This window comes from Flavobacterium faecale, assembly GCF_003076455.1.
Lineage (GTDB): Bacteria > Bacteroidota > Bacteroidia > Flavobacteriales > Flavobacteriaceae > Flavobacterium > Flavobacterium faecale.
The window spans coordinates 2,570,831-2,597,723 of sequence record NZ_CP020918.1 but is presented as its reverse complement, the minus strand read 5'-3'; the positions used below and the strand labels follow the sequence as shown (position 1 = coordinate 2,597,723).

Annotated in this window: 13 protein-coding genes and 1 tRNA gene; 4 read left to right on the top strand and 10 right to left on the bottom strand. The window is 35.2% G+C overall.

Annotation, left to right across the window (positions count from 1 at the left end; genetic code table 11):
- The first annotated feature begins 72 nt into the window (after window positions 1-72).
- The gene (locus FFWV33_RS11150; RefSeq protein ID WP_108740967.1) at window positions 73-1,890 is read left to right on the top strand and encodes a BamA/TamA family outer membrane protein; all 1,818 of its coding nucleotides are present in this window, start codon (window positions 73-75) and stop codon (window positions 1,888-1,890) included.
- 76 nt (window positions 1,891-1,966) lie between these two features.
- On the opposite strand, the gene FFWV33_RS11145 is transcribed toward FFWV33_RS11150, so the two are convergent.
- From FFWV33_RS11145 to FFWV33_RS11135, 3 genes are read right to left on the bottom strand one after another with little or no spacing between them, the layout of a single operon-like run.
- Window positions 1,967-2,857, bottom strand: coding sequence for a Ppx/GppA phosphatase family protein (locus FFWV33_RS11145; protein WP_108742531.1), 891 nt, complete (start codon window positions 2,855-2,857; stop codon window positions 1,967-1,969).
- Window positions 2,858-2,861: 4 nt separating this feature from the next.
- Complete coding sequence (gene ppk1 / locus FFWV33_RS11140; protein ID WP_108740966.1) at window positions 2,862-4,934, bottom strand: polyphosphate kinase 1; 2,073 nt, start codon at window positions 4,932-4,934, stop codon at window positions 2,862-2,864.
- A 1-nt stretch (window position 4,935) separates the two neighbouring features.
- Complete coding sequence (locus FFWV33_RS11135; protein WP_108740965.1) at window positions 4,936-5,424, bottom strand: SixA phosphatase family protein; 489 nt, start codon at window positions 5,422-5,424, stop codon at window positions 4,936-4,938.
- Between the two features lie 484 nt (window positions 5,425-5,908).
- Here FFWV33_RS11135 and FFWV33_RS11130 point away from each other — a divergent pair.
- Window positions 5,909-5,993: transfer RNA gene (locus FFWV33_RS11130), tRNA-Tyr, on the top strand.
- 543 nt (window positions 5,994-6,536) lie between these two features.
- Here the strand turns inward: FFWV33_RS11130 and FFWV33_RS11125 are convergent.
- The 7 genes from FFWV33_RS11125 to bglX all read right to left on the bottom strand — a co-directional run bounded on the left by FFWV33_RS11125 (window position 6,537) and on the right by bglX (window position 23,658).
- On the bottom strand, window positions 6,537-9,191 hold the full coding sequence (locus tag FFWV33_RS11125; protein WP_108740964.1) for a glycoside hydrolase family 3 C-terminal domain-containing protein: 2,655 nt from the start codon (window positions 9,189-9,191) through the stop codon (window positions 6,537-6,539).
- Window positions 9,192-9,266: 75 nt separating this feature from the next.
- Window positions 9,267-10,667, bottom strand: coding sequence for an endo-1,4-beta-xylanase (locus tag FFWV33_RS11120; protein ID WP_108740963.1), 1,401 nt, complete (start codon window positions 10,665-10,667; stop codon window positions 9,267-9,269).
- 127 nt (window positions 10,668-10,794) lie between these two features.
- Window positions 10,795-11,916: a CIA30 family protein gene (locus FFWV33_RS11115; protein ID WP_108740962.1), complete on the bottom strand. Its 1,122-nt coding sequence runs from the start codon at window positions 11,914-11,916 to the stop codon at window positions 10,795-10,797.
- 8 nt (window positions 11,917-11,924) lie between these two features.
- On the bottom strand, window positions 11,925-13,445 hold the full coding sequence (locus tag FFWV33_RS11110) for a RagB/SusD family nutrient uptake outer membrane protein (protein WP_108740961.1): 1,521 nt from the start codon (window positions 13,443-13,445) through the stop codon (window positions 11,925-11,927).
- Between the two features lie 61 nt (window positions 13,446-13,506).
- Complete coding sequence (locus FFWV33_RS11105; protein ID WP_108740960.1) at window positions 13,507-16,605, bottom strand: SusC/RagA family TonB-linked outer membrane protein; 3,099 nt, start codon at window positions 16,603-16,605, stop codon at window positions 13,507-13,509.
- A 411-nt stretch (window positions 16,606-17,016) separates the two neighbouring features.
- A complete protein-coding gene (locus tag FFWV33_RS11100; RefSeq protein ID WP_108740959.1) occupies window positions 17,017-21,144 on the bottom strand; it encodes a hybrid sensor histidine kinase/response regulator transcription factor in 4,128 nt (1,375 codons plus the stop codon).
- A gap of 231 nt (window positions 21,145-21,375) precedes the next feature.
- A complete protein-coding gene (bglX, locus tag FFWV33_RS11095; protein WP_108740958.1) occupies window positions 21,376-23,658 on the bottom strand; it encodes a beta-glucosidase BglX in 2,283 nt (760 codons plus the stop codon).
- 760 nt (window positions 23,659-24,418) lie between these two features.
- Here bglX and FFWV33_RS11090 point away from each other — a divergent pair.
- The gene (locus tag FFWV33_RS11090; protein WP_108740957.1) at window positions 24,419-25,291 is read left to right on the top strand and encodes an AraC family transcriptional regulator; all 873 of its coding nucleotides are present in this window, start codon (window positions 24,419-24,421) and stop codon (window positions 25,289-25,291) included.
- A gap of 238 nt (window positions 25,292-25,529) precedes the next feature.
- Complete coding sequence (locus FFWV33_RS11085) at window positions 25,530-26,675, top strand: alpha-hydroxy acid oxidase (RefSeq protein WP_108740956.1); 1,146 nt, start codon at window positions 25,530-25,532, stop codon at window positions 26,673-26,675.
- Window positions 26,676-26,893 lie beyond the last annotated feature (218 nt).

Genomic DNA, 26,893 nt, shown 5'->3' with positions numbered 1-26,893 from the left:
TTAAATGAATAGTTGTTTCTACCAATATAATCAAACATTTGTATTGATCTGTAAACGTTAAACGTGAAGTGAATGCTGAAAAATCAAAAGACATTTTTCTTAATACTGTTATTATTTCTTTTTTCGATTTCTAATGCTCAGACTCAGAAATCGAATAATGACAGCATTGGTATGTATAAAAAGATTCAAACTTATTCAAAAAAGGGTAAATTTACTTCTTTTTTACATCGAATAATATTTGAGCCTATAGGAGCCGAGCCTGCTCCTTCTCAAGCTGTTAAAATACCAAATCACAAGAGGTATAATGGTAAAATTATTCGAAATATAAACATCACAACTTTAGATCCCTTTGGTTTTTCTGATAGTGACTCACTCAAAACACCATCAAAATGGGAACAACGAATTGGAAATGAATTGCATGTTAAATCGAAGAAATTTGCGATAAGAAACGTTTTGCTTTTCAAAAAAAACACACCCTATAACGACTTATCTATACACGAATCTGAACGTCTTATTCGTGCACAACGTTTTGCCAACCGAGCTACCATTACCGAAAAATTAGTGGGTAAAGATTCTGTAGACGTGTATGTACGTGTATTAGACTCATGGAGTATTGTTCCAACATTTCAAATTTCGAGTTCAAAAACAAAGATTGGACTAAACGAGCGTAATTTTATGGGTACAGGACAGCAACTTGAGTACCGTTTCACCAATCGTTTTGCTGACGGTAAGGACGCTCATGACATTACCTACACGGTACCAAATATCAAAAATAGTTTTGTAACGACGGTTTTTAAGTATAATAAAGACCTCGATAATTATTACGACAAAAGTATTTCGATTGAGCGCCCTTTCTACTCATCTCTTGCAAAATGGGCAGGTGGACTTTATGTTGGGCAGCGTTTTAGACGCGATAGTTTGCAAAGTACAGCTTCTAATTATGAGTCTTTAAATTTTAAATATAGCACACATGATCTGTGGTTAGGAAAAGCTTTTTCTGTTTTTAATAAAGATACCGTTTATGCACAAACATCAAACTTCATTCTTGCTGGTCGCATTTATAATCGAAATTATATTGAACAGCCAAGTATAAGTTTTGATCCAGAAGGGTTTTATACCAATGAGAAGCTTTTACTCATGGGTTTTGGTTTCAATACAAGGCGATTTGTCAAGGATAGTTACATCTTCAGGTACGGTATTGTTGAAGATGTACCCGTGGGGCAAACCTACGGCATTACTGGAGGATATCGGTACAAAAACAACAATTGGGATCCCTATTTTGGGACACAATATTCTATAGGAAATTATTATGATTGGGGATATTTGAGCACCAATGTAGAATGGGGCTCTTTTTTTAATCAGTCAAAAGCCACTCAAACGGCGCTAAACATTCAATTAAACTATTTTACCAACTTATTAGAAATTGGAAAATGGAAAATTAGACAATTTATAAAACCCGTGATGATCTGGGGATCTCACCGTCAAAGTTCGATAGGAGACCAATTAACCATAAACGGAGATAATGGGTTACGAGGTTTTAATAGTGCAGTTTATGGTTCGAATAAAATGTTATTGACGTTTCAAACACAAACCTATTCACCAAAGAGCATTTGGGGCTTTAGACTAAATCCATATTTAAACTATTCAGTAGCGATGTTAGGTAATGTAAAAAACAATCTACCCAATAATAAAGTATATTCGAAAATAGGAATTGGAGCCATCATAAGTAATGATTATTTAGTGTTCAGTTCGTTTCAATTGTCAATTTCGTACTATCCTACTATTCCGTTCGAAGGAGATTCGGTGTTCAAAACCAATGCCATCCAAACCTCAGATTTCGGATTTCAAACTTTCGAACTTTCTAAGCCAAAAATAGTTCCGTACCAATAATAACATTATTTGTACCTATAAATAAAAAAGCTGCGCCTAATAAAAGGAGCAGCTAAATATATCAATTTAAGAAAGTCTAAATATTACCATAATACATGGCTTTCACAATTCCGTCAGAAAGCCCTATTTTTGGGACATAAATTTGACGCGCACCACTCCATTTCATAGCATTAAGATAAATACGAATCGCTGGTATGATTACATCGGCACGATCGGGATTTAATCCCAACTCAGAAATACGTTGCTCATAAGTAAGCGAATCCAAAAAAGTGTACTGTGAATTCATGTACATGTATGACAAGGGCTTCTCTTGCGTTTTGCCCGACATTTTGAATAACTTATTAATATTTCCACCAGATCCTATCAAGGCAATATCTTCAAAATCTTCGGTATTGGTTTTAATCCATTTTTCAATTTCGTTCCAAACTACGTCGCATACCATATTATTAAGTAAACGAACCGTACCGGCCTTAAACGATCTTGAATTAACAATTTTCCCGTTAGAAAAAAGAGTAAATTCAGTACTTCCACCACCTACATCTACAAAAAGATAATTTTGATCTTTTTCGAGCAAATGCATCAAATCTGTCGAAGCAATGATAGCAGCTTCTTTTTTTCCGTCAATAATTTCAATTTTTAAATCGGCTCTCTTTTTAATTAAGGCAGCCACTTCTTTTCCATTATAAGCTTCGCGCATGGCAGAGGTAGCAAAAGCTCGATACGCTTCTACTTTGTGCACCTTCATCAATAAATTAAAAGCCTTCATGGCATCGCACATTCTAGAGATATTCTCCTCAGAGATTTCCCCAACGGTAAAGGCATCTTGCCCCAAACGTATTGGCACACGTACCAATGCACTTTTATTAAACTGTGGATCCTTACCTTCTTGCTCTACAATATTGACCACCAAAAGCCGCATGGCATTGGAACCAATATCGATAGCTGCATATTTTTTAATTGAAATCATGTGCTTATTTTTGTTCTGATTTACCAAATAAATGCAATTTATTTTGGTAATATTTGTATGTTTCTAATTGTGCCCTAAAAACAGGAGCACCATCTCTCTCTCTATACTTGTTATCTAATTTCTCAGAATGGTAACGTGCTTTTACGTTTCCTTTCCAGCCTAAATCAAAGTTATCAATCAACTCATTTTTTATATCCTCATCATATATAGGACAAGTTACTTCTACCCTTCCGTCTAAATTTCGAGTCATAAAATCGGCTGACGAAATAAACACATCTGGCACTCCAGCATTACCAAAAATATAAATTCGAGAATGCTCCAGATAATTATCGACGATACTGATCGCTTCAATGTTTTCGCTTAGACCCTTAACTCCAGGAATCAGTGAACAAATACCTCTAACTTCCAATTTAATTTTCACACCCGCTTTGCTAGCTGCATACAATTTATCAATCATAGCATAATCAGACAGGCTATTCATTTTCAGCTTCATATACGCCTTTCTACCTGCAAGCGCATGTAAAATTTCTCTATCAATTAATTTATAAAAACGAGCTCTTGTATAATGTGGTGACACGATCAAATGCTTGTAACGGTGTACACGATAGTTAATATCAAAAAACTCAAAGATCTTACTAATGTCTTTCAGGATTTGTTGGTGACTGGTTAAAAGTGTTACATCGGTATATACCTTAGCAGTTGCTTCGTTAAAATTTCCTGTAGAAATAAAGCCGTATCGTTTGGTTTTTTCTTTCTCTGTACGTTCGATTACACAAATTTTGCTGTGCACTTTTAGACCTTTAATTCCAAAAATTAAATGAATCCCTTCCGTTTGCATTTGTTCAGCATAGGAAATATTAGAAGCCTCATCAAAACGAGCTTGTAACTCGATTTGAACGGTTACTTTTTTACCATTCTTTGCTGCATTAATTAACGAACTTATAATTTGCGAATTTTTTGCCAAACGATATAACGTAATTTTGATCGAAGTCACTTTCGGGTCCAAAGCAGCTTCTCTCAGAAAACGAGTGATATATGAAAACGACTGATAGGGAGCATTGACCAAGAAATCTTTGTCACTAATTTTTTGTAACAAGCTTCCATCCAAACTTAGACCTGGAATGGGCAAAGGTAAATTAGTCTTATACAACAAATCTGTTCTTCCTAAACTTGGAAAATCCATATAATCTCTACGATTGTGGTACCTTCCTCCAGGTATAATACTATCTGTAGAAACGATTTTCATTTTTTCTAAGAAAAACTGAAGCGTATCAGCTTCGATAGTTTGGTCGTAGATAAAACGAACGGGCTCACCAATTCGTCTGTCTTTGACACTAGTCGAAATTTTTTCGAGCATACTTTTACTCAAGTCACTATCAATCTCTAATTGTGCATCACGACTGATCTTGATCATGTGAGCAGAAACACTTTGATAATCAAAAATATTGAATATGCTTCTTAGATTGTGTCGAATAACATCATCAATTAAGATCACGTACTGTTTCTCATCTTGAGACGGTAATACCAAAAAACGGTTAATTGTCTTCGGAATTTCGATAATAGCATAACGAACCTCCTGACTGTTCATTACTAATTTAATTGCCAAATACCCCATATTATCTTTCAATAATGGAAATTCAGCTAAGTCATTTAATATAATGGTAACCAACTCTGGACTTAACTTTTGGATAAAGAAATCTTTCAGGAATACTTCTTGTTCGTCCGAGATTTCATCTTCATTAATAATTGAAACGCCTTGTTCTTCCAGTTCGTTTTCAATTTCTTTGAAAATGGTTAAGCTTTCTGTTTGGTGCCTAATAACAATTTCGTTAATATCTTTAATTAATTGCTGAGCAGTAACACCACCCAGAATTTTTTCTCCTGTTTTCCCTGAATTACTTAACCTTCTGATGGCCGCAAAACGAACTCTAAAAAATTCATCCAAATTATTGGAAAAAATTCCTAAAAAACGCAAACGATCAAGCAAAGGCACAGAGGAATCTGAAGCTTCTTGTAACACTCTAGCATTAAAAGCGAGCCAGCTTTTTTCTCTATCAATATATTTATTTACTAACACTTTATTTTTTTAAATCTTTTGGAGTTATTATTTTTTTTATTTGTCCGTCTGCTATGTTTTTCCAACTATCGGTTGCAAACTGCATAGAAACAAATCCAGCTGTAGGAACATTTTCTACAAACACATCACCAAATTTATTAACAAAATCTGTAATAGCACCATTATGGCCAAAAAGAATTAGCGTTTCAAATGAATTATCACAGGATTTAATGATTTTTTCGAGTTGACTATCATCGAAAGTGTATAAATCATTCTTGAAAACAATACTTTCAATAGGTACGGACAAATTTTGACTAAATATTATAGCGGTATCAGCGGCACGTTTTGCAACACTACTCCAAAACACATAGGTCTTAGGTATAAAACTGCAAATATTTGAAGACATAAGATGGGCATCTTGCATTCCTTTTTTATCCAAAGGACGGTCTATATCTTTAAATGGAACATCCCAATTGGATTTTCCGTGACGTATCAATATTAAATTTTTCATAGCGATCAAATTAATTTCAGAGAGAGAAAGATACAATTTTTATTGACATTGTACACCGATTGTAATTTATTAATGGATTTCATATCTCATTAAATTCGATCAATCAAAAAAGTAGCTATTTGTTATATTTAAAAACTAAAGCCTATTTTAATAAACATCATATATTAACAAGTGAACGACCGTCATAGGGTGCGAATATGGTATTCACCTAGAAAATTATAAGTGTTACTTTTTCTCAGAAATCTTAAATTGTACATTAAACAAGCTTTCGGTTTCAAAAACTACCAATGATAAGTAATTTTTTTACTACCTAAACAAGTCTATTCAAAATTAGTTATCCTTTTAAGTCTTATATTTTATTCAATTTCAACACATTAAAAAATAAAGGGAATTTATCTTTAAATTAACTCTCAAATTTGTTTGCAGAAACCAAAACTGTTCTTATATTTGCAACCGCTTAGCAATAAGCAAAGACAATGGTCACGGGGAGATACTCAAGCGGCCAACGAGGGCAGACTGTAAATCTGCTGACTACGTCTTCGTAGGTTCGAATCCTACTCTCCCCACCAAAAAAAGCTGCAATTTTATTGCAGCTTTTTTCATTCAATAACTATCCATTTTGAACGCTAAGTGGATCAAGTTCAAAAGTTGGGGATTAAGCAAAAGGATTAGATAATCTAAATGAGAAGAAATCAATTTTCCTTACTCCTCTATGCCTGTAGCTATCGGGAGACCTCTAAAAACTTTTATTTCAGCATTGAGTTATTCTACATAAGTATTTCTAATTTATTTAATTAAATACCCTTTAATGAGTGTTTTTTTTTGCTGTATCTACTCAATAAAATTCTCTTGATGCAAATATTTGTTATTGAGTTTAGTCCTTAAATTGCTTTATTTTCGTTGTTTAATTTTTCCAACCTGCAACTTGGTTTAAAACTTCTAAATGTGTCTCACTAAAGTCCATCGCAACTATTTAAATTTACCTCCGATGAATTCTTTAAAAGGCAAAAAAAAATGACAGTTGTAAAATATCTTTACAAATGTCATTTTAATCACTATCCAAAAACAAATTATACTAGCTCTTTTAAAATATATATTTATTCCAATCGAATCTAAAAAACTACAGTATCCCCAACTATTTTAATGTTTTTTTCGATTACTTTTTTAGCTTGCAAACGTTCCGGATTTGCTTGCGTACCTCCAACAGATAGGTTGACCGTACCTGCCGAAAGCTCAAAACTATTGTTCGCATTTAATTGTGCCAATTGTTTTGGCTGAATTGAAAACGATACTTTTTTAGTTTCGCCTGCTTTAAGAGCAACGCGATCAAAATTGATCAATGTACGAATCGTATTCAATTGATCTCCTTGCGGATTTGTAAAATACACCTCAGCAACCTCATCACCTGCTACAGCACCAGTATTGGTTACATCTACTGTAAAATCAATGTTTTTAGTCGTAGGATTCTCAACAGGAACACTCAAATTAGTATATTCGAAAGTAGTATAGCTTAATCCAAAACCAAAGTCGTACAATGGTTTCCCTTGAAAGTAACGGTATGTTTTACCTTTCATACTATAATCGTTGAAGGCAGGAATATCGTTAATATCTTTATAGAAAGTCAAAGGCAGACGTCCTGAAGGATTGTAATCACCAAACAAAATATCAGCAATTGCAGTTCCGCCCGCTTGTCCTGGATACCAAGCTTCTAGTATTGCAGGAATATTATCATTCTCCCAATTGATTGCTACAGCACTACCGTTTAACATCACCAAGACCATTGGTTTGCCCAATTCTTTAATTTTTTTCATCAAATTGGTTTGTGATGCTGGTAATTTTATGTCCAAACGATCTCCACCAGAGAATCCGTCTACTTTTACTTTCATCTCCTCACCTTCTAGCATTGGGCTTAATCCCATGCATAATACAACCACCTCCGACTCTTTGGCCAAAGCAATTGCTTCAGCTTCTAGATTGTTTGATGGCGTGTCCCACAAGAAACGCATAATAGCACGCTCGGTATTGTCTTGCTTGTATTCTAATTTAATTTGGTACACTTTTTTGGCTTCAAGCGTTACAAATTCATAAATCTTTTTTGGTTCGTGAACATCTTCTCTTTCTGTAATTAATTTACCGTCTAAGTACAATTTCATTCCGGAGAACGCTTCGCCACCAAGAGCATATTGTCCTGATTCTGGCACCGACATATATCCTGTCCAACGTACAGAATATTTATCATAAGCCATATCTGTAAATGGTGCTATAATTTTCCAAGTAAAATCAATGTTTTGGTCAATACGGGTGTGTACAGGAGCACCTTCAAGGTTTGTATTCGAAAAATATTCTGCCTGAAGACCATTGGCTTTTAGCGTTTGATCTGTAAATAAAACGGAAGTAGGAACGGCCTCTAAATTTGGTAAACCTTGTGCAACACTGCAACCTTGTGCAAATTTAACGTCTGCATTTGGAAGTTTGTTTTTGATTCCCATAAACGGCGTAATTCCATTAGATGGATACCCATTATAATTTCCCAATAGCACATCAATATCGTTGGCGTTTGGTCCTATGACAGCCACTTTTTTAAGGTTTTTGCTTAATGGTAAAATGTTATTTTTTTGCCCCGGCAGACTAGCGTTCTTCAATAAAACCATTGACTTTCTAGCTGATTCTAAAGCTAACAATCTATGAGTCTCTGAATCCACCACGCTAAACGGAATACTTTCGAATTTCACAGTACCTTTTGGAGCAAAAAGTCCCAAGCGCATTCTAGCCACAACCAATCGTTCCAGAGAAACAGCAAGTTCTGCCTCACTGATTAAATTTTGAGCCACCGCTTTTACTAATGCTGGATAAGAATCGCCACAGTTCAAATCGGTTCCTGCTTTTACAGCCATGGCAGCAGCCTCTTCAGGAGTAGAAACCACTTCGTGAGCTCCTTTGTCATAAAAGTCTTTTACAGCCCAACAGTCCGAAACTACATAGCCTTTGAAACCCCATTTTTCACGCAACAAATCACTTAACTGTTTGTTTCCGCAACATGGCAAGCCTTCAAAACTGTTGTAAGCACACATAACAGAATATACATGTCCTTCTTTTATCACTTTTTCGAATTGCGGACTGTAAGTATTCAGCATGTCAAAAGAAGTTGGATTAACATTAAAGCTATGACGCTCCCCTTCTGGCCCGCTGTGTACAACAAAATGTTTTGCTGTAGCTACCAGTTTCAAATATTTTGGATCGTCACCTTGTAGCCCTTTTACAAATTGCACACCAAGCTCACCCGTTAAGTAAGGATCTTCTCCGTAGGTTTCCATTCCGCGACCCCATCTTGGATCTCTAAAAATATTGATATTTGGTGTCCAAAAAGTCAGACCTTGATAAATTCCTCTTTTATTACGGCTCACAAATTCTTGGTGTTTTGCACGTGCTTCGTCCGAAATTGCATTGGCATTTCTAAACATTTGACTACGATCCCACATTGCACTCATCCCGATTCCTTGAGGAAAAACGGTCGCTGTTCCTGCTCTTGCAACCCCATGCAAAGCTTCGTTCCACCAGTTCATCTCAGGAATACCTAAACGATCAATTGCTGGCGAGGTATAACTCATTTGCGATACCTTTTCTTCTAATGTCATTTGAGAAACGATGTATTTTGCTCTTTCTTCAAATGATTTTGTCTCATCTTTGTGAACAGCCACTTTTGTGGTTTGGCAAGAAAAAGCCAAAACAGACAGACATACGAGAGCGATCTTCTTTCTCATCATCATAATTTCGTATTTAAAATATAAGGGAAATTAAAACAGCCTAATGAATAGGCTGTTTATCTTTATTAATTACTGTATTTAATCCAGTCCTTGTAAAAAACCAGTATGTGCACTTTTAAGAGCAAAATTTGCATCATACAATAAAGGCCAGTCGTTACCAGGATGGTTTAGATCTGTACTGAACGGAATCCAAGATTCATTATCCTTCATTCCCCATACAGTCAATGCGTATTTGTTGGCTGCAGGCAGTGCGTTATAAATTTTTACAATTTCTTTGTATTTGTCTTTTTGAGCCAAACGCAGTTCATTGGTAAAAGTTGCTGTTAAATTAGCTGGTGCGTTTCCAGGATTCACTTGCATGTCTAATTCGGAGATATGAATTTTCAATCCTTTAGCTACAGCTCTATTGATATCTGATTCAATTTGCGCTTTTGACGGTGCAAAGATGGTATTGTGCATTTGAAAACCTACCCCATCAAGAATCTTACTTGCTACTAAATCATCAATAATAGTATACATTTTGTTTTGCTTACTAGTATTATCTGATGTTGCATAGTCATTATAAAACAATAACAATTGTGTATCACCAGCAGCAACTGCAGCAGCGCGAGCCCATTTAAAACAGTCATTTACATAATTTGCTCCCATTCTCTTCAAGAAAATAGTATTACGCATAGTTCCATCATCTTCTACAGCTTCGTTGACAACATCCCATGATTTTACTTTTCCTTTGTAATGCGTTACCACATCAGTAATGTATTTTTTCACTTCTAATGCAAAAGCAGCATCAGTACCAGTATAATTTGCTAACCAAGTTGGAACCGAGTTATGCCATACAAGTGCATGACCGTGTACATTGATTCCGTTTCCGTTTCCATAAGCAACAATTTTGTCTGCTACAGTCCAGTTGTATACACCACTAGCTGTCGAGATTTGATCCATTTTCATTTCGTACTCAGCTGAAATACTACTGAATTCATTTTTCAAAATAACATCGTACTTACTACCCGCAGTTAACTGATTTGCTTTTACCGCCATTCCAATAAAAAATGGATTAGCTAATTTGTTCGCTTTTACCTTCAAGAACGTAGGGTCTTCAGGAGTAGCATTGGTACCAGTAGTAATTATAGAAATTACATTGGAGTAGTCTGTAATTTGTGCATCACGTTGCGCACGTACTCTGTAAAAATATTGAGTTCCAGCAGCCAATCCAACTACTACTTCATTCAAATCTGTTACAGGCTTCGCTTTATAATTGGTCACAAATGTAGCAAAACTGGCATCTGTGGAAATATCCAAAAGATAAGATTGCGCCTTTGAGACAAAAAACCATTTGGCTTTAAAACCGGTATCTTTAACATCCAACGGCTCAATTGCAGTTGGTACTTTTAGCGTGATCGCAGCTGCTTCATCATCTTTTGTACAACTCATCGCAAAGAAAACGAAACTGGATAGCACTAGTAAAAATATTTTTTTCATACTTTTTATTATTTTATAGTTAGCCGTACACTAGACAACTTTACTATTGTGATTATTTTTTGTTTATAAAAAAGGTTATTTTTTGAGGACAACCCTTTTACAACTAACAACTTAAAAATGAAATTATTTATCTGTAACGAACTTTGATATTATCAAATTTCAAAATTGATGGATTTGGAGAATCTCCTTGTGCAATACCAATCTTGATTTCGTTGATTTTAGAAACATTTAAAGCGGAAGCATCATTAGCACCAAATCCATAGTTGTCTTTGAAATCAGAAATTTTAATTGTTTTAGTCGCCCAATTTACATCTGTTATTTTAAAATTGTAACCGTAGTTCAATCCTTCAATTGTATTTAACTGTATTGCTACGTTTGTACCAACTACATTTGCGCTAACATCAATGTCTAAGAACGCTCTTGTAGCATCTGTACTAGCCGCTGGTAAAAAGTTAACACCTGGACCACCACCGTTTCCACCGCTACTTCCGTTGTATCCATTTGCAGTTGATCCTGCCCATGTAAAGGTTGCAAAGTTACCCGTTGGTCCACCCGTTGTAGTTGCACTAAATGATGTAACGTCACCGTAAGCACTCCATGCAGAAGCAGCTCTTAATCCTCCACCATCAAAATCAGAAACAATGACAACTGTTTCAAAATTAATAATCTTCTTAGCCAAACCTCCTGGAGTTGTAATCACCAATTCTGAACCAGATGCAGCTGTAGCCGGAAGTGCAATCACGATAGAAGAAGAAGTATTTGCAGAATAAGTAACTGCCTTACCACCCAAAGTAACTGAAGAAACGTTATAGAACCATGTTCCAACAATTTCTAGAGGAAAGCCCGGAGTAGGCACTACGGGAACCGTACTCTCTACTGTAGGTACAGGCTGCAGAATAGTAAAATCTTTAGTTACACTTCCGTTTGCTGTTTCAAAAGTGATTTTTTGCAATCCGAATCTACTGCCTAATTTGTCATCAAAAGGTATTGAAAAAATAAAGGATTGATCAGAATTATAGTTTGGATTAAAAGGCACATTTACTTTACCGTCCAATGTGATTTTTTTTAATCCACCTAAACCTTGCCCTTCGACTCTAATTTTTTTGCCCGGAAGCGATTGGTTTAATGCATCTCCTGGTTCTGCAACCATTGCATCAACAGTGGCAGTGACAGCCTCGTCATTTTGACAACTAGTAAAAGAAGCAAAAGTCAACAGAAGGATCAGTGTATATTTTAATGTATTGATCATAGTATAAATTATTGAAAGTTATAAGAAACGGGGGCTTCTAACAAAGATGGGTTTGTATCTATTGCAGATTGAGGCAATGGCAATTGAAAAAAGTTAGCATTAGGCGTAATTTTTCTCGAAATCAAAGCAGTTCTAGCGTCATCAGAATAAAATCCTACTTCTTGCTGAGCTACTATCGCACTTGCTTCAGCCAATCCACGACGTTTTAGGTCAAAAAAGTATTGTCCTTCTAGAGCAAACTCCAACCTTCTTTCGTTAAACAAATCATCTCTTGTCAAGATAGATTTAGTTGCCAATCCTGCTCTTGTTCGAACAGCATTAAAAGCACTTAAAGCAGCACCGTCTGAAGTTGATGCAGCACCAGCCATAATTGCCTCAGCATGCATTAACAAAATATCAGAATATCTTAATATGATTGTATTTTGTGATGTTCTCATAAAAAAGACATCATTTCTTTCTGCTGCCGATCCTACAATATATTTTCTAAAATTTGCACCAGTCGCAGACAATATTTTTTTATACTTGAAACCTCCGCTTTTAATTAGCAACTCGGGATATTCATCACCATCTGTCATGATCGTTTTTGTTTTTCGAACATCTTTAGCATCATACATACTGATTAAAGAAATCGAAGGAAGGTAAACTCCCCATCCGTCACCACCACCAGTGATACCCGTACCAGCAGGTACAATATACGCCTGATTGGTATTTTGAGTTCCCCATTGGGTAGCAATAGCTTTCCATTGAAGAGCAAACATACTCTCTGCACTGTTATTATTCTCTGGACTACTGAATAAGTTTCCGTATTCTGAAATCAAAGAATATTTTCCCATCACTTGCTGTGTTAGGGCAGCGGCTGCAGTATATTCTTTTAGTGTTAAATGTACTTTAGCCAATATTCCCATGGCAACCGTTTTGTTGACATACCCTTTTTTAGCAGACGTATCAGGCAAATTTGCTATTGCATATTCCAAATCCAATTTTATGAATTTGTACACATCATCAACCAAATTCCTTTTTGGCTGCGCTGCTGTACCAGCTCCTGCTACAATTGGCACCGCTCCAAAGGTGCGTACCAAATAAAAATAAGCATTGGCTCTCATGAATCGCGCTATTGAAATTGAACTTTTATAAGATGCCTCAGGCAATTCGCTTTTTCTTTCTTCTACCAATTTCATTAAATTATTGGATTGATCGACAACAGAAAATAGGGATGTATAACCTTCTGTCAAAATAGGATTTTGAGACGTTACTTGGCCATCTTTAAATTGTGCATAAGCACCATCAAAAGTAAAAGCATTTCCCGCATACATGTCGCCTACTGCAATCAAAAATTTATCATTGAAAGTGAACCAAGGTTTAAAGTATAAACTCTCTGCAATTCCATCAAATGCTGTAATTCCTTCTGGTAAATCAGATGGTGTCAATTGATTTTCGGATGGTGCATCCAAAAACTCATCTGAACAAGAAGATAAAGACAATAGTGGCACTAGAACCCCTAACATCAAAATTTTAAATCGTTTTTTCATAACTATTATTTTTTGTTTAATGATATAAAACCATTAAAGTGACTATTATTTTTTTCGAAAATTAGAATTCTAAATTAACACCTATCGAAGTTGTTCTAGGAACTGGATATCTTCCTAAATCGATTCCGCTTAAGGTCACATTTTGATTTAAATTCCCCAATGCAGGATCAAATCCTGAGTACTTGGTAAAAGTGTACAAGTTTTGTACGTTTACATAAATTCTTGCTTTGGTAAAAATAGATTTATCAAAAATCTTAGATGGCAAGTCATATCCTAATGAAACATTTTGAATTCTTAGGTACGACCCGTCTTCCACAAATCGGTTGGAGATTCTTCCGTTTCCGTTTGGATCATTCAATGTAACGCGAGGTTCGTTTGTGTTTTCATTAACTCCTACTTGAAAAGCATTTAAAACCTGAGTACTTACATTACTATATCTGTCTCCAAAACCTGGATAAATACCATCAATATAATGACGTGTAAAATTGTAAATTTCGTTTCCTTGACTTCCTTGCAATACAAAAGAGAAATTAAAGTTTTTGTATTTGAAAGTATTAGTCATTGAGTACGTAAAATCTGGAATTGCACTACCAAGCGCTGCTTGATCTTTTGAATCAATTTTTCCATCACCATTCAAATCTTTAAATCGGATGTCTCCAACAGCTGTACCCGCTTCTTGTATTGGGCCAGCAGCCAATTCTGCAGCATTTCTATAAAGACCGTCAGTTACATATCCATAAAACTGCCCTACAGGTTGTCCTTCTGTTGTTCTGGTAATTGTGTACAAATCAAATTGTACTTTCCCTAATAGTGATTTCCCTACTCCTTGAAACTTAGTTAACTCATTGTTGTATTTAGAAAAGATTATTGTGGTATCCCATGAAAAATCTTTGGCTACAATGTTTCTAGTGTTGATCGTCAAATCAACCCCTTTGGTTACAATCTCACCTGTATTCAAATAAAAGTTAAGTGCACTTTGATTGGACTCATCATTGATTTGTTGCGTCAAGAAATCAGATGATTTTTTAACGTAGTAATCAAAATCTACTTTTAAGCGGTTATTTAGTAATCCAAATTCTACTCCAGTATTTAATGATTTCAATGACTCCCATTTAATATCTGGATTTCCTAGGTTATCAATGGTAGGTGACACTCCTCCAAATGGAGATGAAAGTAATGTCAATATAGTTTGGTATCTGTTTGCAGGAATATTTTGATTCCCTACTGATCCATAACCAATTCTAAATTTCATGTAGTTCACTGTATTTACCAATGGCTCAAAGAATTTTTCATTACTTACTGTCCATCCTCCAGAGAATGCTGGAAAGTACCCCCATTTGTTATTAGGTCCAAAATTTGATGAAGCATCTGCTCTCAAAGAAGCAGAAAATGAATAACGGTCAGAAAAACTATAGTTCAATCTTGAGATATACGAGTTCATTGACCATCTTCCAGATCCATTTCCGTTTAAGGCAGTGTCAATATCACCAATATCCAAATTAGTAAAACTAGTATTCAAGAATTCTCCAGTTCTATATCCACTCAAATACTCATAACGACTTTCTTGCGCTTCTTGACCCAACAATACTGTGAAGTTGTGCTTATCATTCAACCTTTTATTGTATGTCATGTAATTTTTAACATTCCAATAAAAACTTTGATCTTGTTGTTTGAAAGATTTATTCAACAATTCAGACACATTTCCTAAAGTATATTTTGGAGCGAATGTGCTACTCTTTGAAAAGTTTAAATCATACCCAACTTCTGTTCTAAAAACCAAACCTTTGGTAAGCGTGAAATCTGCAAACATATTCCCGTTTATCTTGTATCTATTTGTTGTTGCATTATTATATTCTGACAAAGCGATTGGATTGGTCGCCTCATTGGCAGAAGAACCCAAACCAGTTGTAGGTCCGGCAAACGAACCATCAGATGCACGAACAGGCAACTCTGGCGATTGTCTTAATGCATTCATCACCAAACCTCCACGGTCATCATTACGAACAACTTTTTGAGATGATTTACTGATCGACATATTGTTACCGATTTTCAACCATGATTTCACATTCGAATCTACATTCAAACGCAAGGACAATCTATCGAAATCAGAATTCAGAACAATTCCTTCTTGATTGAAATAGTTCAACGAAGTATAATAACGTGTTCCATCTTTCTCACCAGAAAAAGCCAATTGGTGACTGTACATTGGTGCTGATCTAAAAAGTGCTTGTTGCCAATCAGTACCATTACCTAATAATTCTGGAGCTTGATATTGAAAAGGAACAGGCTCTCCATTTAATTTATAAATATTAGCTTGGTACTGCGCGTATTGTGGTAAGTTTAAAACCGACACAAAGTTGTTGGCTTTTTGTATTCCCATATAGGTTTCATACACTACTGTAGATTTTCCTTTTTTCCCTTTTTTCGTTGTAATCAATACAACACCATTGGCACCATTGGCACCATAAATTGCAGTTGCCGAAGCATCTTTCAAAATATCTATTGACTCAATATCTGCAATATTCAAACTTGACAGAGCCGAGTTTTTTGTTTGACCGTTTCCTCCACCTAAGGCGCTAAACGAAAACGAATCATTATTCTTGTCTGCAAATACTGGAGTACCATCAATAACATACAATGGTTCGTTACCATTGATTGAGGTAATACCACGAATTTGAACTGAGATTCCTCCTCCAGGTGTTCCCGAGTTTTGTGTAACATTTACGCCTGCGGCTTTACCTATAAGTGCTTGATCAATCGAAGTAAATGGCTTGTCCTGAATTTCAGAAGCTTTGATCGATGAAATAGCTCCCGTTACATCTTTTTTTCTCGATGTTCCATATCCAATAACTACAACCTCTTCAAGATTTTGAGAGTCGCTTGTCATGACTACATTCATTGTTGGTGCAGCTTTCATGCTGACATTCTTGAAACCAACATAGCTAAATATTAAGCTTGCCTTTGGCGCTACTTTATTTAAAATAAAAGCACCATCTAGATCTGTAATAGTTCCATTTGTAGTTCCTTCTACTAGGACACTAACTCCAGGCAAAGTTGCCCCAGCCGATGTCACTTTACCTTTAACAATCTGTGCGAAGAATACATTTCCCCACAAGATTACTAGTAGAAACAGTAGCTTTTGTATTAATTGTTTCTTCATAAAAATTGGTTGTTTTTTGACGTTTGTAAATTAGTTGTTGTTTTGTGAAATTTAAATAGTTGCAAATTGTCTAGATACCTTTTCATTTTCCATCGAAATAAAAAGAAAGCAATTTGTTAATTAATTCTTAAGCAAATTACATCAAAGGCGTACCCTAAACAACAACAAATGATGCGTTTTTATGACCATTTGATGCATAAACACCCCAAAATAAAAAGTTAAGCGCCTGAAAGACAAGAACTCGACCTTAAAACGCTTCAAAAATACCATAATACCAAAAATATATAGTTATTTTTTCATTAACTTAATTTTAAATCAAAAAAATTATAACGATTCGCAAAATGCAAGCAAATAAAAAGGGGTTTCAAACTATATTTGAAACCCCTTGACACAGTAGATATTTTGTTGACTTCAACTTCTTTTTGGAAAATCGCCGTATTTTAATTTGTAGCATTTGGTAAAATAAGAAGGCGATGTAAAGCCAACTGTATAACTTACTTCGCTAACACTCGAATAACCCTTACTCATAATTTCCTTTGCTTTTTCTAATCGAACGTTTCTTATAAATTCATTTACAGAAACTCCTGTAAGCGTTTTTATTTTTCGATACAACTGACTTCTACTTAAGAATAATTTTGACGACAATGACTCTACGCTCAATTGTGAATCACTCAAATTATCTGTTATGAATTGTAGCGTTTTTTGAATAAATTCATTGTCCAAGGTTGTCGTTTTCTCCTTACCATCCTTTGTGATTCCGCTGTAGAATTTTTTGAACATAATTTGTCTGCTCGTAATCAACTGCGCTAAACTTGACTTCAAGATATCCATCTCAAAGGGTTTGCTTAAATACAAATCGGCACCAGAATCAATTCCTTCCAAACGGTCTTTGACCATCGCTTTTGCCGACAACATCAACAACGGAATATGACTTGTTTTAAGGTCCCCTTTTATTTTTTTACACAATTGCAAGCCATCCATCACAGGCATGATCACATCGGTGACAATTAGATCAGGTAGCTTTTCAATTGCCATTTCATACCCGCGTTTACCGTTTAAGGCAACGAGAACTTTATAGGTTTTACTCAATTCTTGTTTCAAATAATTACGCAATTCGGCATTGTCTTCTACCACAAGAACAGTATAAACCTTTTCTACATTTTCAACAATATCCTCTTCATCGTCTTCATCAACCGTTATTGGTTCCAAGATTTTTTTGGATTGATGTTTTTCAATCACATGGGTTTCATCAACAATCTCTGCATCATTGTAAAAAGAATTCCCTAACGGGAAACAGACCTTAAATTCTGTTCCCTCTCCTACCTGACTTTCGACAGTAATTTTTCCTTTATGCAGTTCTACAAACTCTTTTACGACCTCGAGACCAATTCCGGTGCTACCATAATACACTTTATTCAAGCTATTGACTTGGTAAAATCGGTCAAAGATTCTGTTAATATCCTTCTTCTGAATTCCAGATCCGGTGTCTTTTATGGTAATCGAAAAAGTAGGCACCTTCTCGCCATCAATAATCAATGAATGCTCCGCTTCTACTTTGTCAATTCCTATTCGAATAAAACCATCATCGGGCGTGAATTTGAAGGCATTGGAAATGATATTGAAAATAATTTTCTCCACCATTTTTGGATCCAACCAGTCTACCAAGCGCTCTACCGAGGGATTGAATTCAATTGTTATATTACGAGTATTCGCTTCTTCATCAAAATAGCTAATCACCTCTTCAGTAAAAGCAACGAGCTCAATTTTCTTGACTTGTAGAAAGACTTTATTGAACTGAAACTTATTAAAATCCATCAATTCATTAATTAATCTCGAAAGTCGGTCGGAACTTTTATGAATCGTAACCAACTTACTATGAATCTCTGGCGAAAGTTTTTTTGTTCGCAACAAATCCTCTAACGGATTAATAATTAAGGTCAAAGGTGTTCTAAATTCATGCGAAATGTTAGTGAAAAATTGCAATTTTTTAGCATTCAATTTCTCTAGCTGGTGAATTTTTTCTTTTTCGAATAAAATAGCTTGCTTGGCCTTAAAACGATTTTGATATATTTTGTTGAGATACAAAATAACCCCAAACACTATTAGAGCATAAACAAGATAAGCCCAAATTGATTTCCACCAAGGTGGTAAGACATTGATCTTCAATTCGAGAGGATTTTGTGTCCATGATCCATCTGAATTAGCCGCTTTCACTTTGAATACATAATCTCCTGGCGCAAGGTTGGTATAGGTTGCCACACGGTTACTACCTACATAATTCCAGTCTTTTTCAAAACCTTCTAGATAATAAGCGTATTGGTTCTTTTTTAAAAAATTGTAATTGATCCCTACATATTCAATAGAAAAAACAGACTGGGTGTAATTAAGTTCTAATTCTTTGGTCTGCGAAATAACCTTTATCAACGGTGAACCTTCATCATTTGGGCTCACTGATTTATTGAATATTTTAAAATCACTTAAGTACAAACTGGGTGACTTATCTGTTTTTTTGATTTGATTCGGATTAAAATAATTCATCCCTTCATAACTCCCAAAATACAGTAGTCCGTTAGCATCTTTAAAAACGGCATTGTTGTTAAACTCATTTACAATGAGTCCGTCATCCTTGGTAAAATTGGTGCTTATTTTGTTTTTAAAATCAATTTTCGTCAAACCTAGTCCGCCACTCACCCATAAGCATCCATTATTGTCTGATATAATAGCGCGCACAGACCTTTCTTTAAAACCTGGAAAATCATTGTAATTAGTAAAGACTTTCGTTTTTTTATTATAACTAAATAAACCACCGCCATCTGTCCCTATCCAAATCATCTTATCATTCGATTCATAAACCGACAAAATAGTTTGAATACTGTTATGCTTGGTCATGTTTTTGAACATCGCCTCGCGCATAGAGGTTACTTGAAAACTATTTTGATTCTCCACATGAACTTTGTAGAGTCCTAAAATTGTTCCCACCCAAATGTCATTGTCTGAATCTACAAATACTTTTCGAACGTAGGCTACATCGAGTGCACTTGCTGCAAAAGGTTTAGCCTCGCAATGTACAAAAGCACCTTTTGCTGGGTCATAATAATGTAGTCCTTGTATAAAACTACCAATCCAAATACGACCACTAGCATCTTCTGAAAAGCTAAAAACACGATTGGACTTTAAGCCCGAAGTATTTGCAGTGTTATAATTCACAAATTTATTGCTTCCGTTTTTTAGAAAGTAAATACCTCCGCTCCAACTACCCAACCATAAATTTTGCTTACTATCTACAAATACAGTCTGTATATCTTCTGAGTTTAAACCCGAATAATAACCTTGACTCTTTTTATTCACATGAATAAATTTCTTGTTAGTGGTATCATAAATATCGAGTCCGCCACCTTCAGTACTGATTAACAATTTACCTGCCTTGTTACGCACGACACCAGTAACAGAACTTGTTTGAAGGGAATTTTCATTATTCAGGAGCGACTCTACCGCCATGAACTTGTTGTTGGGTTTGGAAAAAATCCCTAAACCTTTATTGTAGTAACCCAACCACAATCGCTTTTCTTTATCTTGAAATAGTGACCAAACAGAATTGGATTTAAGACTAAAATTATTGTATTTACTGTGTAAAAATTGCTTAACAATCTGCCCTTTGTGATTCACAATGAGCAGTCCTTCATTCTCTGTACCGCAAACAATGTCTCCACTTTTGCTTTGGATTAAAGCCAAAATATTATTCTTAGTCACCGGAAAAATTTCGAACTGATAATTATCCGCATCTGTTTTAATTCGCAACAAACCTTGATTGGTCGTCCCTACCCACAAAAACCCAAAGCTATCAACAGCTAGACTTTCAATTTCAAGATTTATAGGTTCTTTTTTAAATCTATCTTTATATACTTGTGCTACAACTCCCTTATAATCAATAGAAAAAAGCCCATAACCAGTTCCTAAGAAAATAGTTCCTTGCTTATTTTTTACAGAGCAATTGACTTGTATGTTGGACCGCTTGAGTAAAGGCGACTGAATCAGTGCTACTTGCAATGTTTTAGTATTCATTTTAAAAACACCAAAGCCAAAGGTTCCTATGATTAAATTTCCGTGATTGTCCTCGTTAATGGTTTTGACAGATATAGGTTCGTCATAGCCTTTTGCTACAATATCTTGAATGTTAATTTTGGTAAAATTATCGAGATCCCTATTGTACCTGCACAAGCCCTCATCTGTACCTATCCATAAGTCATTTTTACTGTCTACATACGTACTATAAATCAAATTACTATTTATTGTACCTTCAACTTTTGCGTTGTATCCATACATGTTGTAGTGCACTCCATCATAACGATAGAGCCCTGCACCATTAGTCCCAACCCAAATTAAACCGTTTTTATCTTGGATTATCGACGAAATTGCTCTTTGCGAACTTGCTTCTTGAATGCTCTGAAATTGGTAGTTTTCAAATTTATCTTGTGCAAAAACAACGCTCGAAAGTAATGAAAGAACGGTAAATAGGTAGTAGCGTAAGGTATTGGACATAGTTATAATACGTATCAAAATTGTATTCGAAAATAATAAGTGTAAATTGGGGCAAGCAATAGTACAAAAACAAAACTGATTGGCTCTTGCTGAAGGTACAAAATTTCTATATATGCCAAAAACCCAAGCTCGATCAATTATGTTGTAATTAATCGAACTCAGGTTAGTATTTGCTTAAACAATCAGGCTATTGTTGTGGGCTAAACTAGGATTACATTGGCGTTTTCAGCACTATTTTAGTTCAAATTTGAGTGTAAGTCCTTCGTTAGAATTCCATCCTACCATGACATTGAAAGCTCCAGGTTCTACTAAAAACTTCCCTTGATTGTCATAAAATCCTAATTCTTGTTCTGTTAAAGTGAATTTTACAGTTTTGGTTTCTCCTTTTTTCAAGGCAACTAACTCAAAACCTTTCAATTCTTTTACTGGTCGAACAATGCTTGCTGCAACATCATTGATGTACAACTGTACCACTTCTTTTCCATCTAAATTTCCAGTGTTGGAAACCTCTACTGAAACTTCAATTTTGTCTCCTTTTTTATAAGAGCTATTACTCAATTTCAAATTTTTATATTCGAAAGAAGTGTAGCTTAATCCAAAACCAAAAGGATATAAAGGTGTTTTTTCTACATCACTATAATGTGACCAGAATACATTACTTTCTTTATTCACCGGTCTACCCGTGTTGTATGAATTGTAATAAATTGGACATTGTCCTACGTTTCTTGGGAAAGACATAGGTAATTTTCCGCTTGGGTTGTAATCGCCATAAAGTACTTGAGCAATCGCATTACCAGATTGCGTTCCCAATTGCCATCCTTCAACAATAGCTGGAATATTTTCAGCTGCCCAAGGCAATGACAAAGGACGTCCGTTGTTTAAAACCAAAACGATATTTGGATTCACTTTGTAGATCTCTTCTAATAATTGTTGTTGGTTCCCTGGCAAACCAAGTTCTGTTCTACTACGACCTTCACCACTTTGAAAACCAATTTCTCCCAAAACCATCACTACTACTTCTGCTTCTTTTGCCGCTTTTTTTGCTGCTTCAAATCCAGAAAAATCAGTTGAATTAATTTCAACTTCGTTCACAAAAACTTGCTTGTTGGTCGCAACCTCTGTTCCTTTAGCATAAACCAAACTGTTGTTTTTATACTGTTGCATTCCTTCAAGTACAGATACAGCCGTATTATCGTCTGCGCCAATACGCCAACTACCTAAAGGACTATTTTTATCACTAGCCAACGCACCAATCAAAGCAATCTTTGCTCCTGATTGCTTCAATGGCAATAGATTTTTTTCATTTTTAAGCAAAACAATAGATTTTTTTGCCATATCTAACACATCATCGTTGTGTGCTTTGCTACCAATACTTGCTTTCTCACGAGCTTCGTCACAATATTTATAAGGATCATCAAATAAACCTAATTCAAATTTTACACGTAGAATTCTGCGTGTAGCATCATCAATTACCGACTCTTTTACTACTCCTTTTTTTACTAATGAAACTAATTCAGCTACATAAATATGTGATTCCATATCCATATCAGATCCTGCGATCGCCGCTTTTTTTGCAGCATCTGCACCGTCTGCAGCATAACCATGAGTAATCATTTCAGCGATAGAAGCCCAGTCAGAAACCACAAAGCCATTAAATCCCCAAGCACCTTTCAAAATATCTCTTTGCAAAAAGCTATTTCCAGTTGCTGGAACCCCGTTCAGGGTATTAAACGAATTCATAAACGTACGTACTCCTGCATCTACAGCAGCTTTAAAAGGAGGCAAAACTGAATTGTATAATTTAGAGTTACTCATATCAACAATGTTGTACTCTTTTCCAGCTTCTACAAATCCGTAACCTGCAAAGTGTTTTGCACAAGCGGCAATGGTTGTAAAATCGTCCAATCGATCACCTTGAAAACCTTTTACTCTGGCACTGGCAATTTTGCTTCCTAAATAAGGATCTTCACCAGCGCCTTCCATAACACGTCCCCATCTTGCATCGTTTGCAATATCTACATTAGGACCAAAAGTCCAGTTCAATCCAGACGACGCCGCTTCGTCAGCAGCAACACGAGCCGAGTTTTTTATCGCCAATAAATCCCAACTTGCAGCTTCGGCAAGCGGAATCGGACTTAATGTTTTGTATCCATGAATCACATCAAAACCAAAAATCAACGGAATACCTAATCGCGTTTGCTCTACAGCAATTTTTTGTACCGCTCGAACTTCTTTTACTCCGCGAACACTTAATAAAGAACCTACCCATCCTTTTTTGATGTGCTCGTATTTCTCCTCTTCAGATCCTCCTACTGGTTTAGGACCTGTAAAATCCCACGAACCATTATATTGATTCATCTGACCTACCTTTTCTTCCAATGTCATTTCTTTCATTAAAAGAGTAATGCGTTCTTCTACAGGTTTAGAGGTGTCCAGATGTTTTTTTGTTTGCGCAATTCCGCTTGTTACGACAAAGAGCAAAGCAAACGAAAGGGTATGAAGTTGCTTATTCATTAGTTTATAGTTTAATTATTTAATTTTTATATATTATCTCCGACCGTTTTGATCGTCTGCCCACAATTATTTAAGTCATTCAATTAGAAAGGCTCCAAGATGCAACATTTGTATGCCTTTGCAGTATTCGCAAATCCTGAAAAGCCTCTTGTCTTCTTCCAGATAGCAGTTTTTACATTATTTTATATCTAAATTTTAGAATACAACAATTTTAAAACCCAATACATAGGAATTACATAATAACCGGATTGTAAATATACCTCAGCCAAGCGCACAACAACAACAACATTTGAAGCATATTCAGCAACAATTGATGTATTTAGCGTCTATTTCTATATTTTGAAATAAAAAAAGGTAATAGATATATTCGGTTCGAAAAGATAAAAATTAGTTTGACGATCAGCGATGTACTTTGAATCGATAAAGAACATACTACTCCCAAAGAAAATTAGCCCTTAAAGATGACGCGTTTGAACATAAAAAAAGATAAAAGTCTAACAGACCTAAATTATAATTTTTCCCAATTGATTGCATTATAAGTACTAAATATGGGGAAAGATCGCATTTTGAAAGTTGATAAAGCAATAGAGTGAATTGATTTGTAACAGTTATCCATTTGATTTGTACTTTTGACTTTACGACTTTTAAATTTTCGACTTTTAAATTTTCGACTTTCTTAAAAATGCCTTATTCCGATACTATTTTTGCTGTAATTAAACAATAATTGTAAATTGCTGCATATTATTATTTAAAACCCAGTATGAAACTTCATTTATTAGACCGAAGCAACCTCAACGATAGTTCCTTTACCACTAAACTGAATGACTACCCCTATTTTTTAAAAATATGGCACTACCATCCAGAACTAGAGCTGGTAGTCATATTAAAAAGTGAAGGAAGCTGCTTTGTGGGTGATAGTATCGAAAAATTTGAAGTAGCAGATATTATTTTAATCGGTGAAAATCTACCACATATGTGGCTGAATGATGAAGATTATTTTCAGCAAAATCCTGATGAATCAGCAAAAGCAATTGCCATCCATTTTAAGAAAGATTATTTAGGAAGTTCGTTTTTTGAAACGCCTGAGATGAATCACATTTTAGATTTATTTAATAGAGCAAAATTGGGTTTGAAGTTTTTAAACGTAAATCAGAATCTTATTGTAGACATCCAAAACATGTTGGACAAAAAAGGTTTTGAAAAAACAATGTCGTTTATCAACATTCTTAACGACCTTGCAAAGCACCAAGAAACAAAGAGTTTAGCTAGTCATGGTTTTGTCAATTCATTTAAAGAAACAAAAAACGAAACCCAGGACAAAGTACAAGCTTATATTTTCAAGAATTTTAATAAGCCTATCACGCTTGAAGAAGTTGCGCAAATAGCCCACATGAATACCTCGGCATTTAGTCGGTTCTTTAAACGACTGAACCGTAAAAATTTCTCCAGATATCTATCCGAAATTCGTATTGGCTATGCTTGTAAATTGTTACTTGAAGATAAATCGAACATCACTACTATTTGTTACGAATGTGGCTTTAATAACATATCAAATTTCAATAGACAATTCAAATTAATCATGAATTGCACTCCTTCGATTTACGTAAAAGAACATAAAAAGGATAGTGTTTAGCTACTCATAAATAATGGTAAACAAATCCATTTCCGATTAAAAACACCTATTAAATTGCAATTAAAACACACTAATTTCAATTAAAGCAAAAATAGTATTGGTTTTAGTCAAGTATTAGGAAGTATTGCTTTGTTATTCCTTGTAATATTGTAATCTAATTGAAAAGTAATGACGCTTTCTAACGAATAGTTTCCTTTTCGAAAAAGACCAATCCAATATAACAACCAAAATAACTAGTATGGCAGCACAATTAGATTCTAGATACCCATCTATAGACGATTTAAGAAATAAGGCGCAAAAAAAGATTCCTAGATTTGCTTTCGAATACCTTGACGGTGGATGTAATGAAGACGTCAACTTACACAGAAACACTTCTGAATTAAGAGATGTTCAATTAAAACCTAATTACCTTAGAAATCATAATGGGTCAAGTATGAAAACCAAATTGTTTGGAATTGAATACGATGCTCCGTTTGGAATCGCACCTGTAGGATTGCAAGGATTGATGTGGCCAAATGCTACCGAAATATTAGCAAAAGCAGCATTTGAACACAATGTCCCTTTTGTATTAAGTACGGTAACAACTAGTAATATAGAACGTATTAGCGAAATCACCGAAGGAAAGTCTTGGTTTCAACTATATCATCCTGCCAAAGATGCTTTACGAGATGATCTAATAAAAAGAGCAGCAGCCGCAGAATGTCCCGTTTTAGTGATTTTGTGTGATGTTCCAACCTTTGGTTGTAGACCAAGAGATGTGAGAAATGGATTGGCTATGCCTCCAAAAATGTCGGTAGCAAACATTCTGCAAGTTATGGGTAAACCAGAATGGGCCATTCAGACCTTGATCCATGGCCAACCTGGTTTTGCAAATCTATTGCCTTATATGCCTAAAGGTTTAGATTTAAAACAATTAGGGAAGTTTATGAACGATACTTTTTCTGGACGTCTTAATGAGGCTAAAATTAAGCCGATTAGAGATATGTGGAAAGGTAAATTGGTTCTTAAAGGTGTTGCATCTGAAGAAGATATCGAAGAAGCTATTCGTTTAGGTATAGACGGGGTTATTGTTTCTAATCACGGTGGTCGTCAACTGGATGCAGGAGAATCCTCTATTAATTCATTAAAAAGATTGGTAGCCAAATATGGTGACCAAATCGAAATCATGATGGATAGTGGTGTACGCTCTGGACCAGACGTAGCAAGAGCTATGGCGTGTGGTGCTAAGTTTACCTTCATGGGGCGTTCTTTCATGTACGGTGTAGCCGCGCTTGGTAAAAAAGGTGGGAATCACACTATGTCCTTATTGAAAACGGAATTACAACAAGTAATGGAGCAACTAAACTGTGCTACTGTAGAAGATTTTAAAGATCACTTGATATAGTGTGCCTCTTATATATTTATGGCATTTTCATAAAGGTTACGGAGCCTCTTTCTCAACACCTTGAATTGTTCATAATAACTTAATTTCAATATATGGACTACCTTTAAATTATTTACAATCGAACTTTTAAATCAAAAATATCATGCTAATTTATAAATGCAGAAAAGATAATTTGAAACACTAAAGAAAAATGCAGTAAAGATAAGGGTTCAGCCGAT